The sequence below is a fragment of the Pseudomonas sp. 22490 genome (assembly GCF_052044465.1).
GTDB classification, from domain to species: domain Bacteria; phylum Pseudomonadota; class Gammaproteobacteria; order Pseudomonadales; family Pseudomonadaceae; genus Pseudomonas; species Pseudomonas aeruginosa.
In genome coordinates this window covers 32,917-47,762 of sequence record NZ_JBQENS010000019.1, presented here as the reverse complement: position 1 = coordinate 47,762, position 14,846 = coordinate 32,917, and the positions used below count along the sequence as shown (strand labels likewise).

The window sequence follows — 14,846 nt, the reverse complement described above, 5'->3', positions numbered from 1 at the left end:
GCGGGAGCGAAAGCGCCGACCATACCACCGCCATCGAAGCGGCGGGCAGGGGCCCGCCACTGGGCGGGCGATTATCGGCTCAGGAGGGTCTTCCGAGTTCCAGGCCCAGCTCCACCAGCGCCGCTTCGTCGCGCTGGAGCAGGCCGGGCAGGCTTTCCTTGAGGTATTCCACCCAGGTCTTGATCTTCGCGTCGAGATACTGCCGCGAAGGGTACAGCGCATAGACGTTGAGCTGTTGCAGGCGGTGTTGCGGCAGGACCCGCACCAGGGTGCCCTTGCCCAGGTCCTCGATGGCCGAATACACCGGCAGGATGCCGATGCCCAGCCCGGAGCGGATTGCCTCGGTCATGGCGTCGCCGACATTGACCTGGAACGGCGAGGCGCCGATGGAGACCATTTCCTGGCCGTTGGGACCGTCGAACAGCCAGCGATCCAGCGGCACCACCGGGCTGACCAGGCGCAGGCAGTCGTGGCTGGCCAGCTCCGAAGGCTCGCTCGGCGTGCCGTTCAGGCGCAGGTACTCCGGCGAGGCGCAAAGAATGCTGTAGGTCTCGCCGATGCGCTGGGAAATGAAGCCGGAATCGGGCAGCTCGGAGGCCACCACGATGGCCACGTCGAAGCCCTCGTCGAGCAGGTCCGGCACGCGGTTGGCCATGGTCAGGTCGAAGGTCACGTCGCGGTACTGCTGGCGGTAGCCGGCGATGGCGCGGATCACGTAGTGCTGGCCGATGCCGGTCATCGAATGCAGCTTCAGCTTGCCGGCGGGTCGGGCATGGGCGTCGCTGGCTTCGGCCTCGGCTTCCTCGACGTAGGCGAGGATCTGCTCGCAGCGCAGCAGGTAGCGCTGGCCGGCCTCGGTGAGGGCGATGCGACGAGTGGTGCGGTTGAGCAGGCGGGTGCGCAGGTGCGTCTCGAGGTTGGCCACCGCCCGCGAAACATAGGCGGTGGTGGTGTTGAGCTGCTGGGACGCCGCGGTGAAGCTTCCGGTTTCCGCCACGCAGACGAAGGCTCGCATGTTTTGCAGGGTGTCCATCGACGGGGCCTCCTAGGCACGCGCAGAAGTGTGTCAGATTGTTGCGAGGGCGGATTATTTCACATTACGCAATAAACAATCGCACTTGAGCCAGCTTATCAGCAGCCGCCAGCCTCTTAAAATTCATCGGCCCCCGAGCGCACGAACGCTCGAGCGGGTTGAACGGCGCCCGTACCGTTCAAATTCCGTGCTTCGCCCCTCCAGGATCAGACAACGTGCCGCGTGCTCTCAGGAAGGAACTGACCTTGGTCGGCTCCTTCGTCGGTTTTCTCGTCGTTTTCTCCGCAATATCCGGTTGTGTCAGTACAGGCGATATCGCCCCCGAGGCCGCCACGCTCGACGCCAACGCCCTGGCCACCGACCATGCGATCCAGGCTGCCGCCCGCGAGGCCGGCTGGCCGCAGGCGCAGTGGTGGAAGGTGTATGCCGATCCGCAGCTGGACGCCTGGATCGAGAAGGCGCTGGACGGCAATCCAGGCCTGGCGGTAGCCCATGCGCGGGTACGCCAGGCGAAGTCCATGGCCGGGCTGGTGGAGTCCATCGAGTCGCCGCAGATCGAGGGCAAGGGCTCGCTGGTCCGCCACCGCTGGCCGGACGACTATTTCTACGGCCCCGGCGACCTGGCGCGGACCACTTCCTGGAACAACTCCACCGAGATCGGCCTGAACTACAAGCTCGATCTCTGGGGGCGCGACCGCAGCGACAGCGAGCGCGCCGTCGACCTGGCCCACATGGCCGCCGCCGAGGCGCGCCAGGCGCAGCTCGAGCTGGAGGGCAACATCGTCCGCGCCTACGTCCAGCTCTCGTTGCAGTACGCCGAGATGGACATCGCCAAGGCCATGCTGCAACAGCAGCGCGACATCCTCGCCCTGGCCCAGCGTCGCCTGCGCGGCGGCATCGGCACGCATTTCGAGGTCAGCCAGGCGGAAGTGCCGCTGCCCGAGACCGAGCGCCGCATCGAGGTGATCGACGAAGAAATCCAGCTCACCCGCAACCTGCTCGCCGCCCTGGCCGGCAAGGGCCCGGGCGAGGGCCGCACGATCCGCCGGCCAAGCCTGAACCTGGCGGCGCAGCCGAGCCTGCCCAGCGCCTTGCCGGCCGAACTGCTCGGTCGCCGCCCGGATGTGGTCGCCCGCCGCTGGCAGGTCGCCGCCCTGGCCAAGGGCGTGGACGTGGCGCGCGCCGACTTCTACCCCAACGTCGACCTGATGGCCTCGGTCGGCTTCAGTGCCGTCGGCGGCGGCATGCTGGAGTTCTTCCGCAGCGCCAAGTACACCTACAGCGCCGGCCCGGCGGTGACCCTGCCGATCTTCGACGGCGGCCGCCTGCGTTCGCAGTTGGGCGAGGCGGCGGCCGGCTACGACGCGGCGGTGGAGCAATACAACCAGACCCTGGTGGATGCGCTGAAGAACATTTCCGACCAGTTGATCCGCCTGCATTCGGTGGACATCCAGAAGGACTTCGCCGCGCAATCGGTGGCTTCCGCGCAGAAGACCTACGATATCGCCACCCTGGCCTACCAGCGCGGCCTCACCGATTACCTCAACGTGCTCAACGCGCAGACCCGGCTGTTCCAGCAGCAACTGGTCCAGGAGCAGGTGCAGGCCGCCCGGCTGGCCGCCCACGCCAGCCTGCTCACCGCCCTCGGCGGCGGCGTCGGGGCCGGCGCCGATACGCCGGCGCAGCGGAAGCTGGCGCCGGAGAACGTCCCGGTCAGAGCGGTGTCTTCGCGATGAGTGGCCGCTCCGCTGGTTTCGCCCTGCCCAGCCGCGACGAGTGGCGGCGCGCGCTGGCCGAGTGGGCGCGCAGCGACGGGGCGACCTGGATCTACGTGTTCAAGGTGCTCTGCGCGGCCTTCCTGACCCTCTGGCTGGCGATGCGTCTGGAATTGCCGCAGCCGAGCACGGCGACCATCACCGTGTTCATCGTCATGCAGCCGCAGAGCGGCCAGGTGTTCGCCAAGAGCTTCTACCGCCTCCTCGGCACCCTGGTCGGCCTCAGCGTGATGGTCACCCTGATCGCCCTGTTCGCCCAGGAGCGAGTGCTGTTCCTGCTCAGCTCGGCGATCTGGATCGGCCTCTGCACCGCCGGGGCCGCCCGCTACCGTGACTTCCGCTCCTACGCCTGCGTGCTCGCCGGCTACACCGCGACGCTGATCGGCATTCCCGCCACCAGCCATCCGGAAGGCGCCTTCATGCAGGCGATCTGGCGGGTCCTGGAAATCAGCCTGGCGATCCTCTGCTCGGGGGTGGTCAGCGCGGTGATCATGCCGCAGACCACCAGCGCGGCGATGCGCAATGCGCTGTACGTGCGCTTCGGCCTGTTCGCCGCGTTCGTCCTCGACAGCCTGCGCGGGGTCGGCGGGCGCGAGCGCTTCGAAAGCAGCAACGTGGCCTTCGCCGCCCAGGCGGTGGGCCTGGAGACGATGCGCGCGGCGAGCGCCTTCGAGGATCCGCACATGCGCCTGCGCAATGGCCGGCTGATTCGCCTGAGCAGCGAGTTCATGGCCATGAATACCCGTTTCCACGCCCTCCACCAACTGCTCGAACGCCTGCGCGCGCAGGGCTCCACCCAGGTGCTGGAAGCGTTCGAACCGTGCCTGGAGGAAATCACCGGGCTGCTCGAGGAGATCCGTGGCCGCGCCGTCACCGACCATGACGCCGAGCGCTTCGCCCAGCGCCTCGCCGACTGCCGCGAACGCCTGATGGCGCGCATCCGCCAGGCGCGCGGAGAACTGCTGGCGCGGGAGCCGGGCGAAGAGGCGCGGCTGGACTTCAATACCGCCGCCGAGCTGCTCTACCGTTTCGCCGAGGAGATGCACGACTACGCCCTGACCCATGCCTCGCTGGCCGCCCACCGCCACGAGCGCGAGCAGTGGAAGGACGCCTTCACCGCCAAGGCCAACGCGGTGGCGGCGGCAGTGGCGGGGATGCGCACCGGGTTGATGATCCTGCTGTTCGGCTGTTTCTGGATCTACAGCACCTGGCCCAGCGGCGGCACCTTCGCCCTCAACGCGGTGGCGGTCTCGGCGCTGGCCTCGGCGGCGCCGAACCCGAAGAAGGTCGCCATGCAGATGGCCATCGGCACCATGGCGGCGGCGCTGCTCGGCTTCAGCGAGATGTTCTTCGTCTACCCGCATATCGACGGTTTCCCGCTGCTATGCCTGGTACTGGCGCCGGTGTTCGCCCTCGGCGCGTTCATCTCCTCGCGGCCGCAGTGGGCCGGCTACGGTCTCGGCCTGCTGGTGTTCTTCTGCTTCGGTTCGGTGCCGGCGAACCTGACCGTCTACGACCCGGCCCACGTGATCAACGAGTACATCGCCCTGATCCTCTCGATGCTGCTCTCGGCCGCGGCCGCCGCGGTCATTCTGCCGCCCAACAGCGCCTGGCTGTGGAAGCGCCTCGAGCGCGACCTGCGGATGCGCGTGGTGTTCGCCATCAGCGGCAGGAGCAGGGGGCTTGGCTCGGCCTTCGAAAGCGGTACCCGCGACCTGCTGAACCAGGCCTATGGCGTCGCCGCCGGGCGCCCGGACGTGCAGCGCGGGCTGCTGCGCTGGATGTTCCTGGTGCTCGAGGTCGGCCACGCGATCATCGAGCTGCGTCGCGAGCAGGAGCGCCTGCCGGACGAACCCTGCTACGCCGAGGCCATGCCCTGGCGCCAGGCGATCCGCGCCATGGGGCGGGCCCTGATCCGGCTGTTCGTGCGCCCCGGTGCGGAGAACCTGGAGCGCGCCCTGGCGGCTGTCGACCAGGCCATCCACGCGGCCAGGCACACCGACGAACCCTGCGCGCCGCACTTCGACAGCTCGCCGCTACGGCGGGTGCGCAGCTACCTGCACTTCATCCGTTCTTCCCTGCTCGCGCCGACCTCGCCACTGACCGAACTGGCCGGCCGGACGAGCGGCCAAGGTACCGTCCATGCCTCGTGAAATCGCCATCCATGGGGTCTACATGCCGACCCTGACGCTGTTGTTCGTGATCGCCGCGGCGCTCACCTGGGGGCTCGACCGGATCTTCGCCTCGGTTGGCCTGTATCGCTTCACCTGGCACCCGGCGCTGTTCCGGGTCAGCCTGTTCGCCTGCCTGTACGGCGGCCTGTCCCTGACCATCTACCGCTGAGGCGGTAGCGCACCTCTTCGTTATCGTGAGCCGACCATGACCTTGAAATCCGTAATCAGCCTGCTGGCGACCCTGCTGATCCTGCTGGTCGCCGTATTCATCGGGCGGACCCTGTGGGTCAACTACATGGACACCCCCTGGACCCGTGACGGTCGCGTGCGCGCCGACGTGATCAATGTCGCCGCCGACGTTTCCGGGATCGTCGTCGACGTCCCGGTGCGCGACAACCAGTTGGTGAAGAAAGGCGACCTGCTGATGCAGATCGACCCCGACCACTACCGTATTGCGGTGAAGCAGGCCGAGTCGCTGGTTGCCTCGCGCAAGGCGACCCTGGAGATGCGCCAGTTGAACGCCCGGCGGCGCGCGGAAATGGATGAGATGGTGGTCTCCCGCGAAAGCCGCGACGACGCCCACAACACCGCCGCCGCGGCGATGGCCGACTACGAGCAGGCCAAGGCCCAGCTCGACGCCGCGCGCCTGAACCTGGAGCGCACCCGGGTGGTGGCGCAGGTCGACGGCTACGTCACCAACCTCAACGTGCACCGTGGCGACTACGCGCGGGTCGGCGAGGCGAAGATGGCGGTGATCGACAAGAACTCCTACTGGGTCTACGGCTACTTCGAGGAAACCAAGCTGCCGTACATCCGCGAAGGCGACCCGGTGGACATGCAGCTGATGAGCGGCGAACACCTCAAGGGCCACGTGGAAAGCATCGCCCGCGGCATCTACGACCGCGACAACCCGGAAAGCCGCGAGCTGACCGCCGACGTCAACCCCACTTTCAACTGGGTGCGCCTGGCCCAGCGCGTGCCGGTGCGGGTACACATCGACGAAGTGCCGGACGGCGTGCTGCTCTCGGCGGGGATCACCTGCACGGTGATCGTCAAGCCGCAAGGGCGCGACGACCAGGCCTCGGCGGCGCAGGCGCCGGGGCGGGCCGGTTGAGTGGAAGGGGCAGGGAGAAGCCCGGCGGATGCCGGGCTTTTTCGTTTCGGCGGGGCGGAAGAGGGCGCCACTCGCCAGGAATACGCTGCGGTTGGCGGCTGCCGGCGGTGAATATCCACCCGGCGGCCTAGGCCCCGACCTGTTCGGCCGGCGACACGATCAGGCCCTTGCCGCCGCGCGAGCGGCCGGAGCTGAGGTAGTCGGCGATGGATTCCTGGGTGACCTCGCCGAGGAACTGCTGGTCGGGGTCGAGCACCGGCAGCCAGGAGCTGTTGAACTCGTACATCCGCGACAACAGGATGCGCAGGTGCTCGTCGTGGCTGGCGGTGACCCGGAACGGGGTGACGAACGGCGCGCAGGTGCCCTCCTGGCGGCGCAGGTCCTTGCGTCGCACGTAGCCCAGGCCCTTGCCCTGGTCATCCACCACGATCAGGTAGCGCCGGTCGTTCTCGTCCATCAGTTCCAGCGCCTCGGCCACCGGGGTCTGCGGCCGGGCGGTGACCAGGCTGCTGTCGGCGGCGTCTTCGGCGCGCACCAGGAGCAGGCGCTTGAGCGTGCTGTCCTGGCCGGTGAAGGCGCTGACGAACTCGTCCGCCGGGTGCGCCAGCAGGGTGTCCGGGTGGTCGTACTGGAGCAGCCGGCCGCTCTTGAACACCGCCACCTTGTCACCCAGCTTGATGGCTTCGTCGATGTCGTGGCTGACCATGATCACGGTCATGCCGAGCTTGCGCTGCATTTCGAAGAACTCGTTCTGGATCGACTCGCGGTTGATCGGATCGACCGCGCCGAACGGCTCGTCCATCAGCAGCAGCGGCGCGTCCGCCGCCAGCGCGCGGATTACCCCGACGCGCTGCTGCTGGCCGCCGGAGAGTTCGCGCGGGTAGCGTTGCAGGTACTGCTTGGGCTCCAGCTTGACCATGCTCATCAGCTCGCGGGCCTTCTCCTTGCAGCGCGCCTTGTCCCAGCCGAGCAGGCGCGGCACGACCATGATGTTTTCCTCGATGGTCATGTTCGGGAACAGGCCGATCTGCTGGATCACGTAGCCGATGTGGCGGCGCAGGGTGACTTCGTCGAGGTCCGCGGTGTCCTGGCCGTCGATCAGCACGCGGCCGGAGGTCGGCGGGATGATCCGGTTGATCATCTTCAGGGTGGTGGTCTTGCCGCAGCCGGAGGGGCCGAGGAAGATGCAGATCTCGCCTTTCTCCACGGTCAGGCTGACGGAATCGACGGCGCGGAACTCCTTGCCGTTCTTCTGGGTGAAGGTCTTGCTGAGCTTGTCCAGTTCGATCATGTTCGGCTCCTGTCAGTGCGCGCTGGCGCGCAGTCCCTTGGGGGTGAGGATGCGTTGCAGCCATTGCAGCAGCAGGTCGGCGGCGATGGCCAGGAGGCTGACCAGTACCGCGCCGACCACCAGCATCGGCATGTTGCTCTGGCTGATGGAAGTGAGGATCAGCACGCCCAGGCCGCCGGCGCCGATCACCGCGGCGATGGTCATCACGCCGATGTTCATCACCACGGCGGTGCGTACGCCGGCGAGGATCACCGGCACCGCGAGGGGAATGTCGACCATCCGCAGGCGTTGCCAGAAGGTCATGCCGATGCCCTTGCCGGCCTCGCGGATGCCCGCTTCGACGCCGGTCAGGGCGAGGTAGGTGTTGCGCAGGATCGGCAGCAGCGAATAGAGGAACACCGCGGTGATCGCCGGCAGCGGCCCGAGGCCCTGGCCGAATACCGAGTAGACCGGCATCAGCAGGCCGAACAGGGCGATCGAGGGGATGGTCAGCATCACCGTGGCGGCGCCCTGCAGCGGGCCGGCCAGCCACGTGAAGCGGGTCATCAGCACGCCCAGCGGCACGCCGACGAGGATCGCCAGGCCTACGGCGACCAGTACCAGCAGCAGGTGCTGGAGGGTGAGCTGGCCGACCTGGGACCAGTCGAGATGGGAAAGCACGCTGAAGAAGTCCATTACTGGCTACCTCCCTGGCCGGCCTGGCCGTCGTCGAGCAGGTGGTGTTCGCGGAGGAAGTCGGCGGCGACCTTCTGTGGCGTCTGCTGCTCGATATCGACCCGCGCGTTGAGCGCCTGCATGGTGGCGTCGTCGAGCCGCTCGATGATCGGATCGAACAGCGTGGCGAACTCCGGATGGCGCTGCATGACCTCCTTACGCACCACCGGGGCGGCGTTGTAGAAGGGGAAGTACTGCTTGTCGTCCTTCAGCACGCGCAGCTTGAAATCCTTCAGGCGGCCGTCGGTGGTGTAGACGAGGCCGAGGAACACCTGGCGGTTCTTCAGCGCGGTGTAGACCAGCCCGGCGTCCATCTGGCGGATGTCGTTGCGGGTGAAGTGCAGGCCGTACAGCTCGCTCATGGGACCGAGGCCGTCGGGGCGGCCGGCGAACTCCGGGTCCATGGCGAACAGGTGGGTGCTCCCGGGCTCGGCCTCCTGCTGTTCGGCGAGCACCCGCGCGAGATCGCTGACGCTCTGGATGCCCAGGTGCTCGGCCTGTTCCTCGGGCATGGCCAGGGCATAGGTGTTGTTGAAGCGGGTCGGCTTCAGCCAGACCAGGCCCTGGGCTTCGTCGAGTTGCTTGACCCGGCGGTAGGAAGCCGCGGCGTCGAGCTTCTCGTCGATGTGGTTGTAGACGATCAGCGACGAGCCGGTGTACTCCCAGACGATATCCAGTTGGCCGCTTTCCTGGGCGGCGCGGGCCAGGGTGCTGCCCAGGCCGGTGGTGACCGTCACGTCGTAGCCGCGCTTCTGCAGGAACTGCGCGGTGATGGCGGTGAGGATGCGCTGCTCGGTGAAGGTCTTGCCGCCGATGCGCAGGGTTTCCGCCTGCGCCAGGCCGGCGGCGAACAGGCCGGCGCAGGCCAGGCAGAGTGAGCGGATCAGTCGGTTCATCAGGCCTCCTTGGCGGTCAGGCCGCGTTCCAGGAACATGCGGCTGAACAGCACCACCAGGGCGTCCAGCAGCAGGGCGAGGAGCGCCGTGCAGGCGGCGCCGAGCAGCAGTTGCTGGTGGTTGTTCAGGTAGATGCCGGGGAAGATCAGGCTGCCCAGGCTGTTGGCGCCGATCAGGAACGCCAGCGGCGCGGAGCCGACGTTCAGTGCCAGGGCCACGCGCACGCCGCCGACGATGATCGGCACCGCGTTCGGCAGTTCCACCCGCAGCAGCACCTGGTTGGGCGTCATGCCGATGCCGGTGGCGGCTTCCTTCAGCGCCGGCGAGACATTGCGCAGGCCCTCGTAGGTGTTGCGCACGATCGGCAGCAGCGAGGCGAGGAACAGGGCGAGGATTGCCGGGCCGTTGCCGATGCCGATGATCGCCAGGGCGATGGCCAGCACCGCCAGCGGCGGGATGGTGTTGCCGACGTTGAACACCTGCATCAGGCGTTCGGCCTGGGCCTGCATGCCGGGACGGCTGAGCAGGATGCCGGCCGGCACGCCGACCAGCAGGGCGGCCGCCATCGAACTGAAGACCAGCACCAGGTGGGCCTGCAAGTAGAACAGCAGGTCCTCGCGGTAGTGGAGGATGGTCGCGGGGGTGATCCAGTGGATCAGCAAGGCCAGTACGGCGGCTGCGGCGCAGAGGCCGAGCAGGGCCTTGCCACAGGTTTTCACCATGGTCGGGACTCCCTTCGGAATGAGCGTTGGCTACGCTGTCGGGCGCTTCGTCGAAGCGCGGAAACAGGCCGGAAATCAAAGGCTTCGGATGGGCACCGAATTCCCGACCCTGAAAGGGTTGACCGTTCGTCGTTCGCGGAGGTTCAACGAAACGGCCATGCTTGTGCCATGACCGGGCCTGGGCAAGCGGCCGCAGCCGCCGTCTCGCCTGGGCTGGCGGCGAACGAAGAAATTTTCCCGGGGAAGCGGTCGATAATGGTGCTGCCGCGTCGGCGGCGCGCCATGCACCGTATCGGTGCGCTGGACGTCCAGGGCTTTTCTGCGGTTATGATGCGGGTTCCGAAATTTTCTCGGGCTTTTCCAGACATTCGCACCCCACGGTTCACGGATCGGCCTTTTGGGGTAGGTGTTTTACCTTCTGCTAAGGGAGTACCCCGCGTCATGCTCGATCTCGTCGCGGCATTCATTGCCTTGACCACCTTGCTCACCTACGTGAACTACCGCTTCATCCGCCTGCCGCCGACCATCGGCGTGATGGCCACGGCGCTGGTGTTCTCGCTGATCGTCCAGGGGCTGTCGGAACTGGGCTATCCGATCCTCGAGGTGGAGATGCAGGAAATCATCCGCCGCATCGACTTCTCCGAAGTGCTGATGACCTGGTTCCTGCCCGCGCTGCTGTTCGCCGGCGCACTGCACGTCGACCTCTCCGACCTGCGCAGCTACAAGTGGCCGATCGGCCTGCTGGCCACCGCCGGGGTGCTGATCGCCACCTTCGTCATCGGTGGCCTGGCCTACTACACCTTCCCGCTGTTCGGCTGGCAGGTGGATTTCATCTACTGCCTGCTGTTCGGCGCGCTGATCTCGCCGACCGACCCCATTGCCGTGCTCGGCATCCTCAAGTCCGCCGGCGCGCCGAAACCGCTGGCGACCACCATCGTCGGCGAGTCGCTGTTCAACGACGGCACCGCGGTGGTGGTGTTCGCCATCATCCTCGGCATCCTCCAGCTCGGCGAGGCGCCCACGGTCAGCGCCACGGCGATCCTCTTCGTCCAGGAAGCCATCGGCGGCGTGGTCTTCGGTGCGGTGCTCGGCTACGGCGTGTTCGTGATGATGCGCGGCATCGACCAGTACCAGGTGGAGGTCATGCTGACCCTCGCCCTGGTCATCGGCGGTGCCGCGCTGGCCGCGCGCCTGCACGTATCGGCGCCGATCGCGATGGTGGTGGCCGGGCTGATCATCGGCAACCACGGACGCCACTACGCGATGTCGGACGAGACCCGGCGCTACGTGGACAAGTTCTGGGAACTGATCGACGAGATCCTCAACGCCCTGCTGTTCGCCCTGATCGGCCTGGAGCTGCTGCTGTTGCCGTTCTCCTGGCTGCACGTGGCGGCGGCCTTCGCCCTAGGCGGCGCGGTGCTGGTCTCGCGCCTGCTCACGGTGGGCCCGGCGATCCTGGTCCTGCGCCGTTTCCGTGGCGCCAACCGGCAGGTACCGGCGGGCACCATCCGCATCCTGGTCTGGGGTGGGCTGCGCGGCGGCGTCTCGGTGGCGCTGGCGCTGTCCCTGCCGTTGGGGCCGGAGCGCGACCTGATCCTCAGCCTGACCTACATCGTGGTGCTGGTATCGATCCTGCTCCAGGGGCTTTCCATCGGCCCGCTGGTGCGTCGTATCTACGCCGGCCAGCCGCTGGAGAAAAGCGAGGGGGCGCACTGAGCGCAGCCTTCGCAAAGCGAGCGCCCGCCGTCATGGCGGGCGTTTTCGTTGGCGGCCATCAGGCGCTGTCCTGTGGCGCTTCGTTGCGATGGGTGCCGCGCAGGTTCATCGCCGCCAGGCAGACCTGCAGCAGGATCAGCGCATAGGCCTGGGCGTACAGGCCCCAGGCGATCCACAGCAGGTTGCTGGCGAGGAACACCCAGAAGCCGACCTTGCGTCTTCGCCGATGCGCCGACGCCACCAGCCAGGCGGCCACCACCGTGACCAGCATGGCGGGCCATTGCAGGTAGTCCAGCCAGTGCATGCGTGCATCCTTTTTCCGACCTTTGAGGGTCAGACCAGCCCTGGCGCGGCAAAGTGCGGTCGGATCGGATAGCCGTGCAGCAGCGACCTGACCCGCTCCTCGTCGAGTGCTCCGTTGAACTCGGCGCCCAGGGCTTCGCGGTGGATGCCGGTGGCGCCCAGCCAGAGCGTATCGATGCGCGCGGCGAGGGCGCCGGGGACGTCGGTCACCAGCGAGTCGCCGACGAACAGGATGTGCCGCGCGCCGCGCGCTTCCAGTTGCCGCTGGGCGATGCGGAAGGCCGCCGGGTCGGGCTTGCCGTACCAGCTGACCTGGCCGCCTTCCTCGCTGAACAGCTCGGCGAGCATGCCCGCGCCGTATACCGTGCGGCCGCCGGAAACCACCACGCGGTCCGGGTTGGCGCAGAGGAACGGTAGGTCGGTGGCGCCGCGCAGGGGCGCGAAGCGCTGTTCCAGTTCATCCTGGGGAAAGCTGCCGACGCCGACGATCAGCGCCGCCTGGGCGATGTCCTCGACGAAGCGCTCGCGGATTTCCGCCGGCCAGCTCTGCTGGGCCAGGCCGACGCCGGCCAGGTAGATACCGCCACGCCGGTATTCGGCGGTTTGCAGCAGGGCGTCGATGGTCAACTGGCCGGACGTGGTGATGCCGGCGAACCAGTCGCGCCGGATGCCCAGGCGCTCGAGCCCGGCGCTCATTTCCACCACGCTGCTGGACGAGTTGCTGAGGAACCAGACCGGGCGGCCTTCGGCGTGCCGCCGGGCGAGCCAGGCAAGGGCGCCGGGGAACGCCTCGGTGCCGTCCATCACTACGCCCCAGAGATCGAGAAGGAAGCCGTCATAGTCGGCGCAGAGCGCCTCCAGTTGCGCATGGTCGAGCAGGCGGGTGCTGGTGGCGGCGCTGAAGCGCGGGGAGGTCGGGGCATCGCTCATGGGAGTCTCGTCGCGGCTGTCGAAGTGGGCCGCCGCGTGCGGCGGCGAGTCCCAAGGGTGCCAAACTTGCGTGACGGGACCAAGCCTTTCGGCCCTGCGCGTGTTTACGGCCGGTCGAGCGCCTGGGCCATCCACTCGCGCACATGGCAGACGGCGAAGCGCGACGGGCTGCATTCGCCGTTGGCCATCGCCAGGCGCAGGCCGTCGACGTCGGCGCCGCGCACATAGGCGCTGGCGTCGCGCATGTCGTCCTCGTCGCCGAAACCGCCGTGCTGCATTTCCTCCAGCGCGGCCTGCTTGTCCCAGCCCTGCACGACGATGCGGTACATGGCGGCGAACAGTCCGGTGCGGTTGTTGCCGTGCTTGCAGTGCATCAGTACCGGGCCTTCGCGCTCGGCGGCCTGCAACTGGCGGAGGACGCTGAGCACCTCGGCGTCGTCGACCCGGTCGGCGTGGGTTGGCAGGCTGACCACCCGCACCGGAGCCTGGCCCAGCCAGGCGCGGTCGTCGTCCTTGATGAAGCTGACCACCGTCTTCACCTGCAGGCGTTGCAGCAGCGCGACGCTATGTGCGTTGGGCAGCGCGCTGCGATAGAGGGTGGGGCTCATGCGGTAGAGGTTGATCGACGGGTCGACCGCTTGCGCCCAGGCTGGCGAACGCGTGGCGGCAGTCTCGGCGGCATGCAGCGGGCCGCCGAGCAGGAAGGCGCCGAGCACGGCGGCGAGGAGCAGGCGGAGCCAGGCGAGCGGTGAACGGTGCATGTCGGCCTCGTGCGGTGGGTGGCCAACACTAGGCGAGGGCGGGTCAAGCCGAGCTGAAGAGAATGTGAAGAATTCGTTGAGGCAGTCTCACCTGTCAGCGCAGGAAGAATCCATAGACCCTGCCGGAGAAGAACACCAGCAACAGCGCCGGATAGCACAGGTAGTGCAGCACCACGATGAGCAGTGCCGCCGGGCTGGGATCGCCTTTCAGCGAGGCGAGGCCGACCAGCAGCAGGTAAAGGACCCCGAGCACTCCGCCATACAGGGCGACCAGGCGCAAGCGCTCGCCCCAGGTCGGCCAGCGCCGCTGCGCGCGGGCGAACCACCAGGCCAGGCCGCCGGCGACCAGCGCGGCGATCAGCAGGCTGGCCGGCAGGCCGCCGAAGCGGACCACCCCGCGCAGCAGCACGTTGAGCAGGATCGCCGCGGCGATCCCGGCCAGGGCGTAGTAGCGGATGGGTACGGCAAGGCGGTCGCCCATGGCGGTATCTCCTGGCGGTTTCAGAGGCGCGTGTCGAGACCGAAGCGCTTCTTCAGCAGCCGCTCCAGCAGGCCGCGCGGTAGCCAGCGGGCCAGCGCCGGCAGGGCCCGGCTGCCATTGCCGATGCGCACCAGCGGCGGGCGCGGACGGCGCTGCACGGCGGCGAGCAACTGGCGGGCGAAGTCTTCGGCGGACGTGGGATTGTCCTGGGATGCCGCGGCGCGCGCCTGGATCTGCCGGCGCAACGGCCACCAGGGCGAGCGTTCGTCGACCACGCTGTCCATCTCGCGGCTGGCGCTGGCGCCGAAGTTCGAGGCGATGGCGCCCGGCTGCACTTCCAGCACCTCGACGCCGAACGGTGCCAGCTCCAGGCGCAGGGCATCGCTCAGCGCATGCACCGCGGCCTTGGAGGCGCAGTAGGCGCCGGCGAAGGGCGTGACCAGCACGCCGGAGACGCTGCCGACGTTCACCACCAGGCCGGACTTGCGCCTCAGTAGCGGGAACAGCGCGCGGGTCACGCCGACCACGGCGAACACGTTGGTCTCGAACTGCCGGCGCATGGCTTCGACGCCGCCGTCCAGCAGCGGACCCATGGCGCCGTAGCCGGCGTTGTTGACCAGCACGTCGAGGCCGGCGGCTTCGACTCCCAGTTCCTCGGCCAGACGGGCCAGCGCGGCGGCGTCGTTGACGTCCAGTTGCACCGCCTGGAAGCCGGCCTCGGCCAGGGCACGCACGTCGTCCTCCTTGCGCGCGCTGGCCCAGACCCGGTAGCCGGCGCGCTGGAAGGCGTCGGCGAGGGCGCGGCCGATGCCGCTGGAGCAGCCGGTGACGAAGGCGACGGGTTGGCTCATGGGCAGCGTTCCTTGGCTGGGAGTTGGAAGGAGGGCGGCCTACCGTACTGGATTCGCCGGCCGCGGAAAACCGCTCGAAGGCTCG

At 68.1% G+C, this 14,846-nt stretch carries 15 protein-coding genes; 5 read left to right on the top strand and 10 right to left on the bottom strand.

The features are described from left to right. Positions 1–79: 79 nt before the first annotated feature. A complete protein-coding gene (locus ACTJJX_RS20625) occupies positions 80–1,033 on the bottom strand; it encodes a LysR family transcriptional regulator (protein WP_003092994.1) in 954 nt (317 codons plus the stop codon). Between the two features lie 245 nt (positions 1,034–1,278). On the opposite strand from ACTJJX_RS20625, the gene ACTJJX_RS20620 reads away from it, so the two are divergent. Genes ACTJJX_RS20620 through ACTJJX_RS20605 form a run of 4 tightly spaced genes read left to right on the top strand, consistent with a single transcriptional unit; the run spans position 1,279 to position 6,096 of the window. Then, positions 1,279–2,769, top strand: a complete 1,491-nt coding sequence (locus tag ACTJJX_RS20620) for an efflux transporter outer membrane subunit (protein ID WP_003105655.1) — start codon at positions 1,279–1,281, stop codon at positions 2,767–2,769. After that, positions 2,766–4,961: an FUSC family protein gene (locus ACTJJX_RS20615; RefSeq protein WP_016852491.1), complete on the top strand. Its 2,196-nt coding sequence runs from the start codon at positions 2,766–2,768 to the stop codon at positions 4,959–4,961. Before ACTJJX_RS20620 ends, ACTJJX_RS20615 begins: the two co-directional genes overlap by 4 nt. Then, positions 4,951–5,151 carry a DUF1656 domain-containing protein gene (locus ACTJJX_RS20610; RefSeq protein ID WP_003082823.1) on the top strand — a complete coding sequence of 67 codons (201 nt, stop codon included), beginning with the start codon at positions 4,951–4,953 and terminating at the stop codon, positions 5,149–5,151. Before ACTJJX_RS20615 ends, ACTJJX_RS20610 begins: the two co-directional genes overlap by 11 nt. A gap of 36 nt (positions 5,152–5,187) precedes the next feature. Continuing rightward, complete coding sequence (locus ACTJJX_RS20605) at positions 5,188–6,096, top strand: efflux RND transporter periplasmic adaptor subunit (protein ID WP_003113767.1); 909 nt, start codon at positions 5,188–5,190, stop codon at positions 6,094–6,096. Between the two features lie 127 nt (positions 6,097–6,223). Here the strand turns inward: ACTJJX_RS20605 and ACTJJX_RS20600 are convergent, their stop codons facing one another. The 4 genes from ACTJJX_RS20600 to ACTJJX_RS20585 are packed head-to-tail and all read right to left on the bottom strand — an operon-like array spanning position 6,224 to position 9,719. Then, positions 6,224–7,387, bottom strand: coding sequence for an osmoprotectant ABC transporter ATP-binding protein OsmV (locus ACTJJX_RS20600; RefSeq protein ID WP_003105661.1), 1,164 nt, complete (start codon positions 7,385–7,387; stop codon positions 6,224–6,226). 12 nt (positions 7,388–7,399) lie between these two features. Continuing rightward, the gene (locus tag ACTJJX_RS20595) at positions 7,400–8,062 is read right to left on the bottom strand and encodes an ABC transporter permease (RefSeq protein WP_003119254.1); all 663 of its coding nucleotides are present in this window, start codon (positions 8,060–8,062) and stop codon (positions 7,400–7,402) included. Continuing rightward, on the bottom strand, positions 8,062–8,997 hold the full coding sequence (locus ACTJJX_RS20590; RefSeq protein WP_003113769.1) for a glycine betaine ABC transporter substrate-binding protein: 936 nt from the start codon (positions 8,995–8,997) through the stop codon (positions 8,062–8,064). Before ACTJJX_RS20590 ends, ACTJJX_RS20595 begins: the two co-directional genes overlap by 1 nt. Further along, positions 8,997–9,719: an ABC transporter permease gene (locus ACTJJX_RS20585; RefSeq protein WP_003092982.1), complete on the bottom strand. Its 723-nt coding sequence runs from the start codon at positions 9,717–9,719 to the stop codon at positions 8,997–8,999. Before ACTJJX_RS20585 ends, ACTJJX_RS20590 begins: the two co-directional genes overlap by 1 nt. Positions 9,720–10,160: 441 nt before the next feature. Here ACTJJX_RS20585 and ACTJJX_RS20580 point away from each other — a divergent pair, with 441 nt between their 5' ends. Then, a complete protein-coding gene (locus tag ACTJJX_RS20580; RefSeq protein WP_003105667.1) occupies positions 10,161–11,435 on the top strand; it encodes a cation:proton antiporter in 1,275 nt (424 codons plus the stop codon). A gap of 58 nt (positions 11,436–11,493) precedes the next feature. Here ACTJJX_RS20580 and ACTJJX_RS20575 read toward each other — a convergent pair whose 3' ends face one another. From ACTJJX_RS20575 to ACTJJX_RS20555, 5 genes are all read right to left on the bottom strand, one after another. Beyond that, positions 11,494–11,739 (bottom strand): YgjV family protein, encoded by a 246-nt coding sequence (locus ACTJJX_RS20575; protein ID WP_003092978.1) that lies wholly within the window; start codon positions 11,737–11,739, stop codon positions 11,494–11,496. Between the two features lie 29 nt (positions 11,740–11,768). Next, on the bottom strand, positions 11,769–12,668 hold the full coding sequence (locus ACTJJX_RS20570; protein WP_003143075.1) for a TIGR01459 family HAD-type hydrolase: 900 nt from the start codon (positions 12,666–12,668) through the stop codon (positions 11,769–11,771). Positions 12,669–12,772: 104 nt separating this feature from the next. Continuing rightward, entirely contained in the window at positions 12,773–13,429 is a 657-nt protein-coding gene (tpbA, locus tag ACTJJX_RS20565) for a tyrosine phosphatase TpbA (protein ID WP_016852492.1), read from the bottom strand. A 94-nt stretch (positions 13,430–13,523) separates the two neighbouring features. After that, entirely contained in the window at positions 13,524–13,910 is a 387-nt protein-coding gene (locus tag ACTJJX_RS20560; protein WP_003113771.1) for a hypothetical protein, read from the bottom strand. A gap of 20 nt (positions 13,911–13,930) precedes the next feature. After that, positions 13,931–14,761 (bottom strand): SDR family oxidoreductase, encoded by an 831-nt coding sequence (locus ACTJJX_RS20555; RefSeq protein ID WP_003113772.1) that lies wholly within the window; start codon positions 14,759–14,761, stop codon positions 13,931–13,933. Between the last annotated feature and the right edge of the window lie 85 nt (positions 14,762–14,846).

Excerpts from the sequence above, each read along its gene's own strand:
- ACTJJX_RS20580 (WP_003105667.1), top strand. The coding sequence starts at position 10,161 with ATGCTCGATCTCGTCGCGGCATTCATTGCCTTGACCACCTTGCTCACC.
- ACTJJX_RS20610 (WP_003082823.1), top strand. The coding sequence starts at position 4,951 with ATGCCTCGTGAAATCGCCATCCATGGGGTCTACATGCCGACCCTGACG.
- ACTJJX_RS20625 (WP_003092994.1), bottom strand. The coding sequence starts at position 1,033 with ATGGACACCCTGCAAAACATGCGAGCCTTCGTCTGCGTGGCGGAAACC.
- ACTJJX_RS20570 (WP_003143075.1), bottom strand. The coding sequence starts at position 12,668 with ATGAGCGATGCCCCGACCTCCCCGCGCTTCAGCGCCGCCACCAGCACC.
- ACTJJX_RS20595 (WP_003119254.1), bottom strand. The coding sequence starts at position 8,062 with ATGGACTTCTTCAGCGTGCTTTCCCATCTCGACTGGTCCCAGGTCGGC.
- ACTJJX_RS20575 (WP_003092978.1), bottom strand. The coding sequence starts at position 11,739 with ATGCACTGGCTGGACTACCTGCAATGGCCCGCCATGCTGGTCACGGTG.
- tpbA (WP_016852492.1), bottom strand. The coding sequence starts at position 13,429 with ATGCACCGTTCACCGCTCGCCTGGCTCCGCCTGCTCCTCGCCGCCGTG.
- ACTJJX_RS20560 (WP_003113771.1), bottom strand. The coding sequence starts at position 13,910 with ATGGGCGACCGCCTTGCCGTACCCATCCGCTACTACGCCCTGGCCGGG.
- ACTJJX_RS20600 (WP_003105661.1), bottom strand. The coding sequence starts at position 7,387 with ATGATCGAACTGGACAAGCTCAGCAAGACCTTCACCCAGAAGAACGGC.
- ACTJJX_RS20555 (WP_003113772.1), bottom strand. The coding sequence starts at position 14,761 with ATGAGCCAACCCGTCGCCTTCGTCACCGGCTGCTCCAGCGGCATCGGC.
- ACTJJX_RS20590 (WP_003113769.1), bottom strand. The coding sequence starts at position 8,997 with ATGAACCGACTGATCCGCTCACTCTGCCTGGCCTGCGCCGGCCTGTTC.
- ACTJJX_RS20585 (WP_003092982.1), bottom strand. The coding sequence starts at position 9,719 with ATGGTGAAAACCTGTGGCAAGGCCCTGCTCGGCCTCTGCGCCGCAGCC.
- ACTJJX_RS20615 (WP_016852491.1), top strand. The coding sequence starts at position 2,766 with ATGAGTGGCCGCTCCGCTGGTTTCGCCCTGCCCAGCCGCGACGAGTGG.
- ACTJJX_RS20605 (WP_003113767.1), top strand. The coding sequence starts at position 5,188 with ATGACCTTGAAATCCGTAATCAGCCTGCTGGCGACCCTGCTGATCCTG.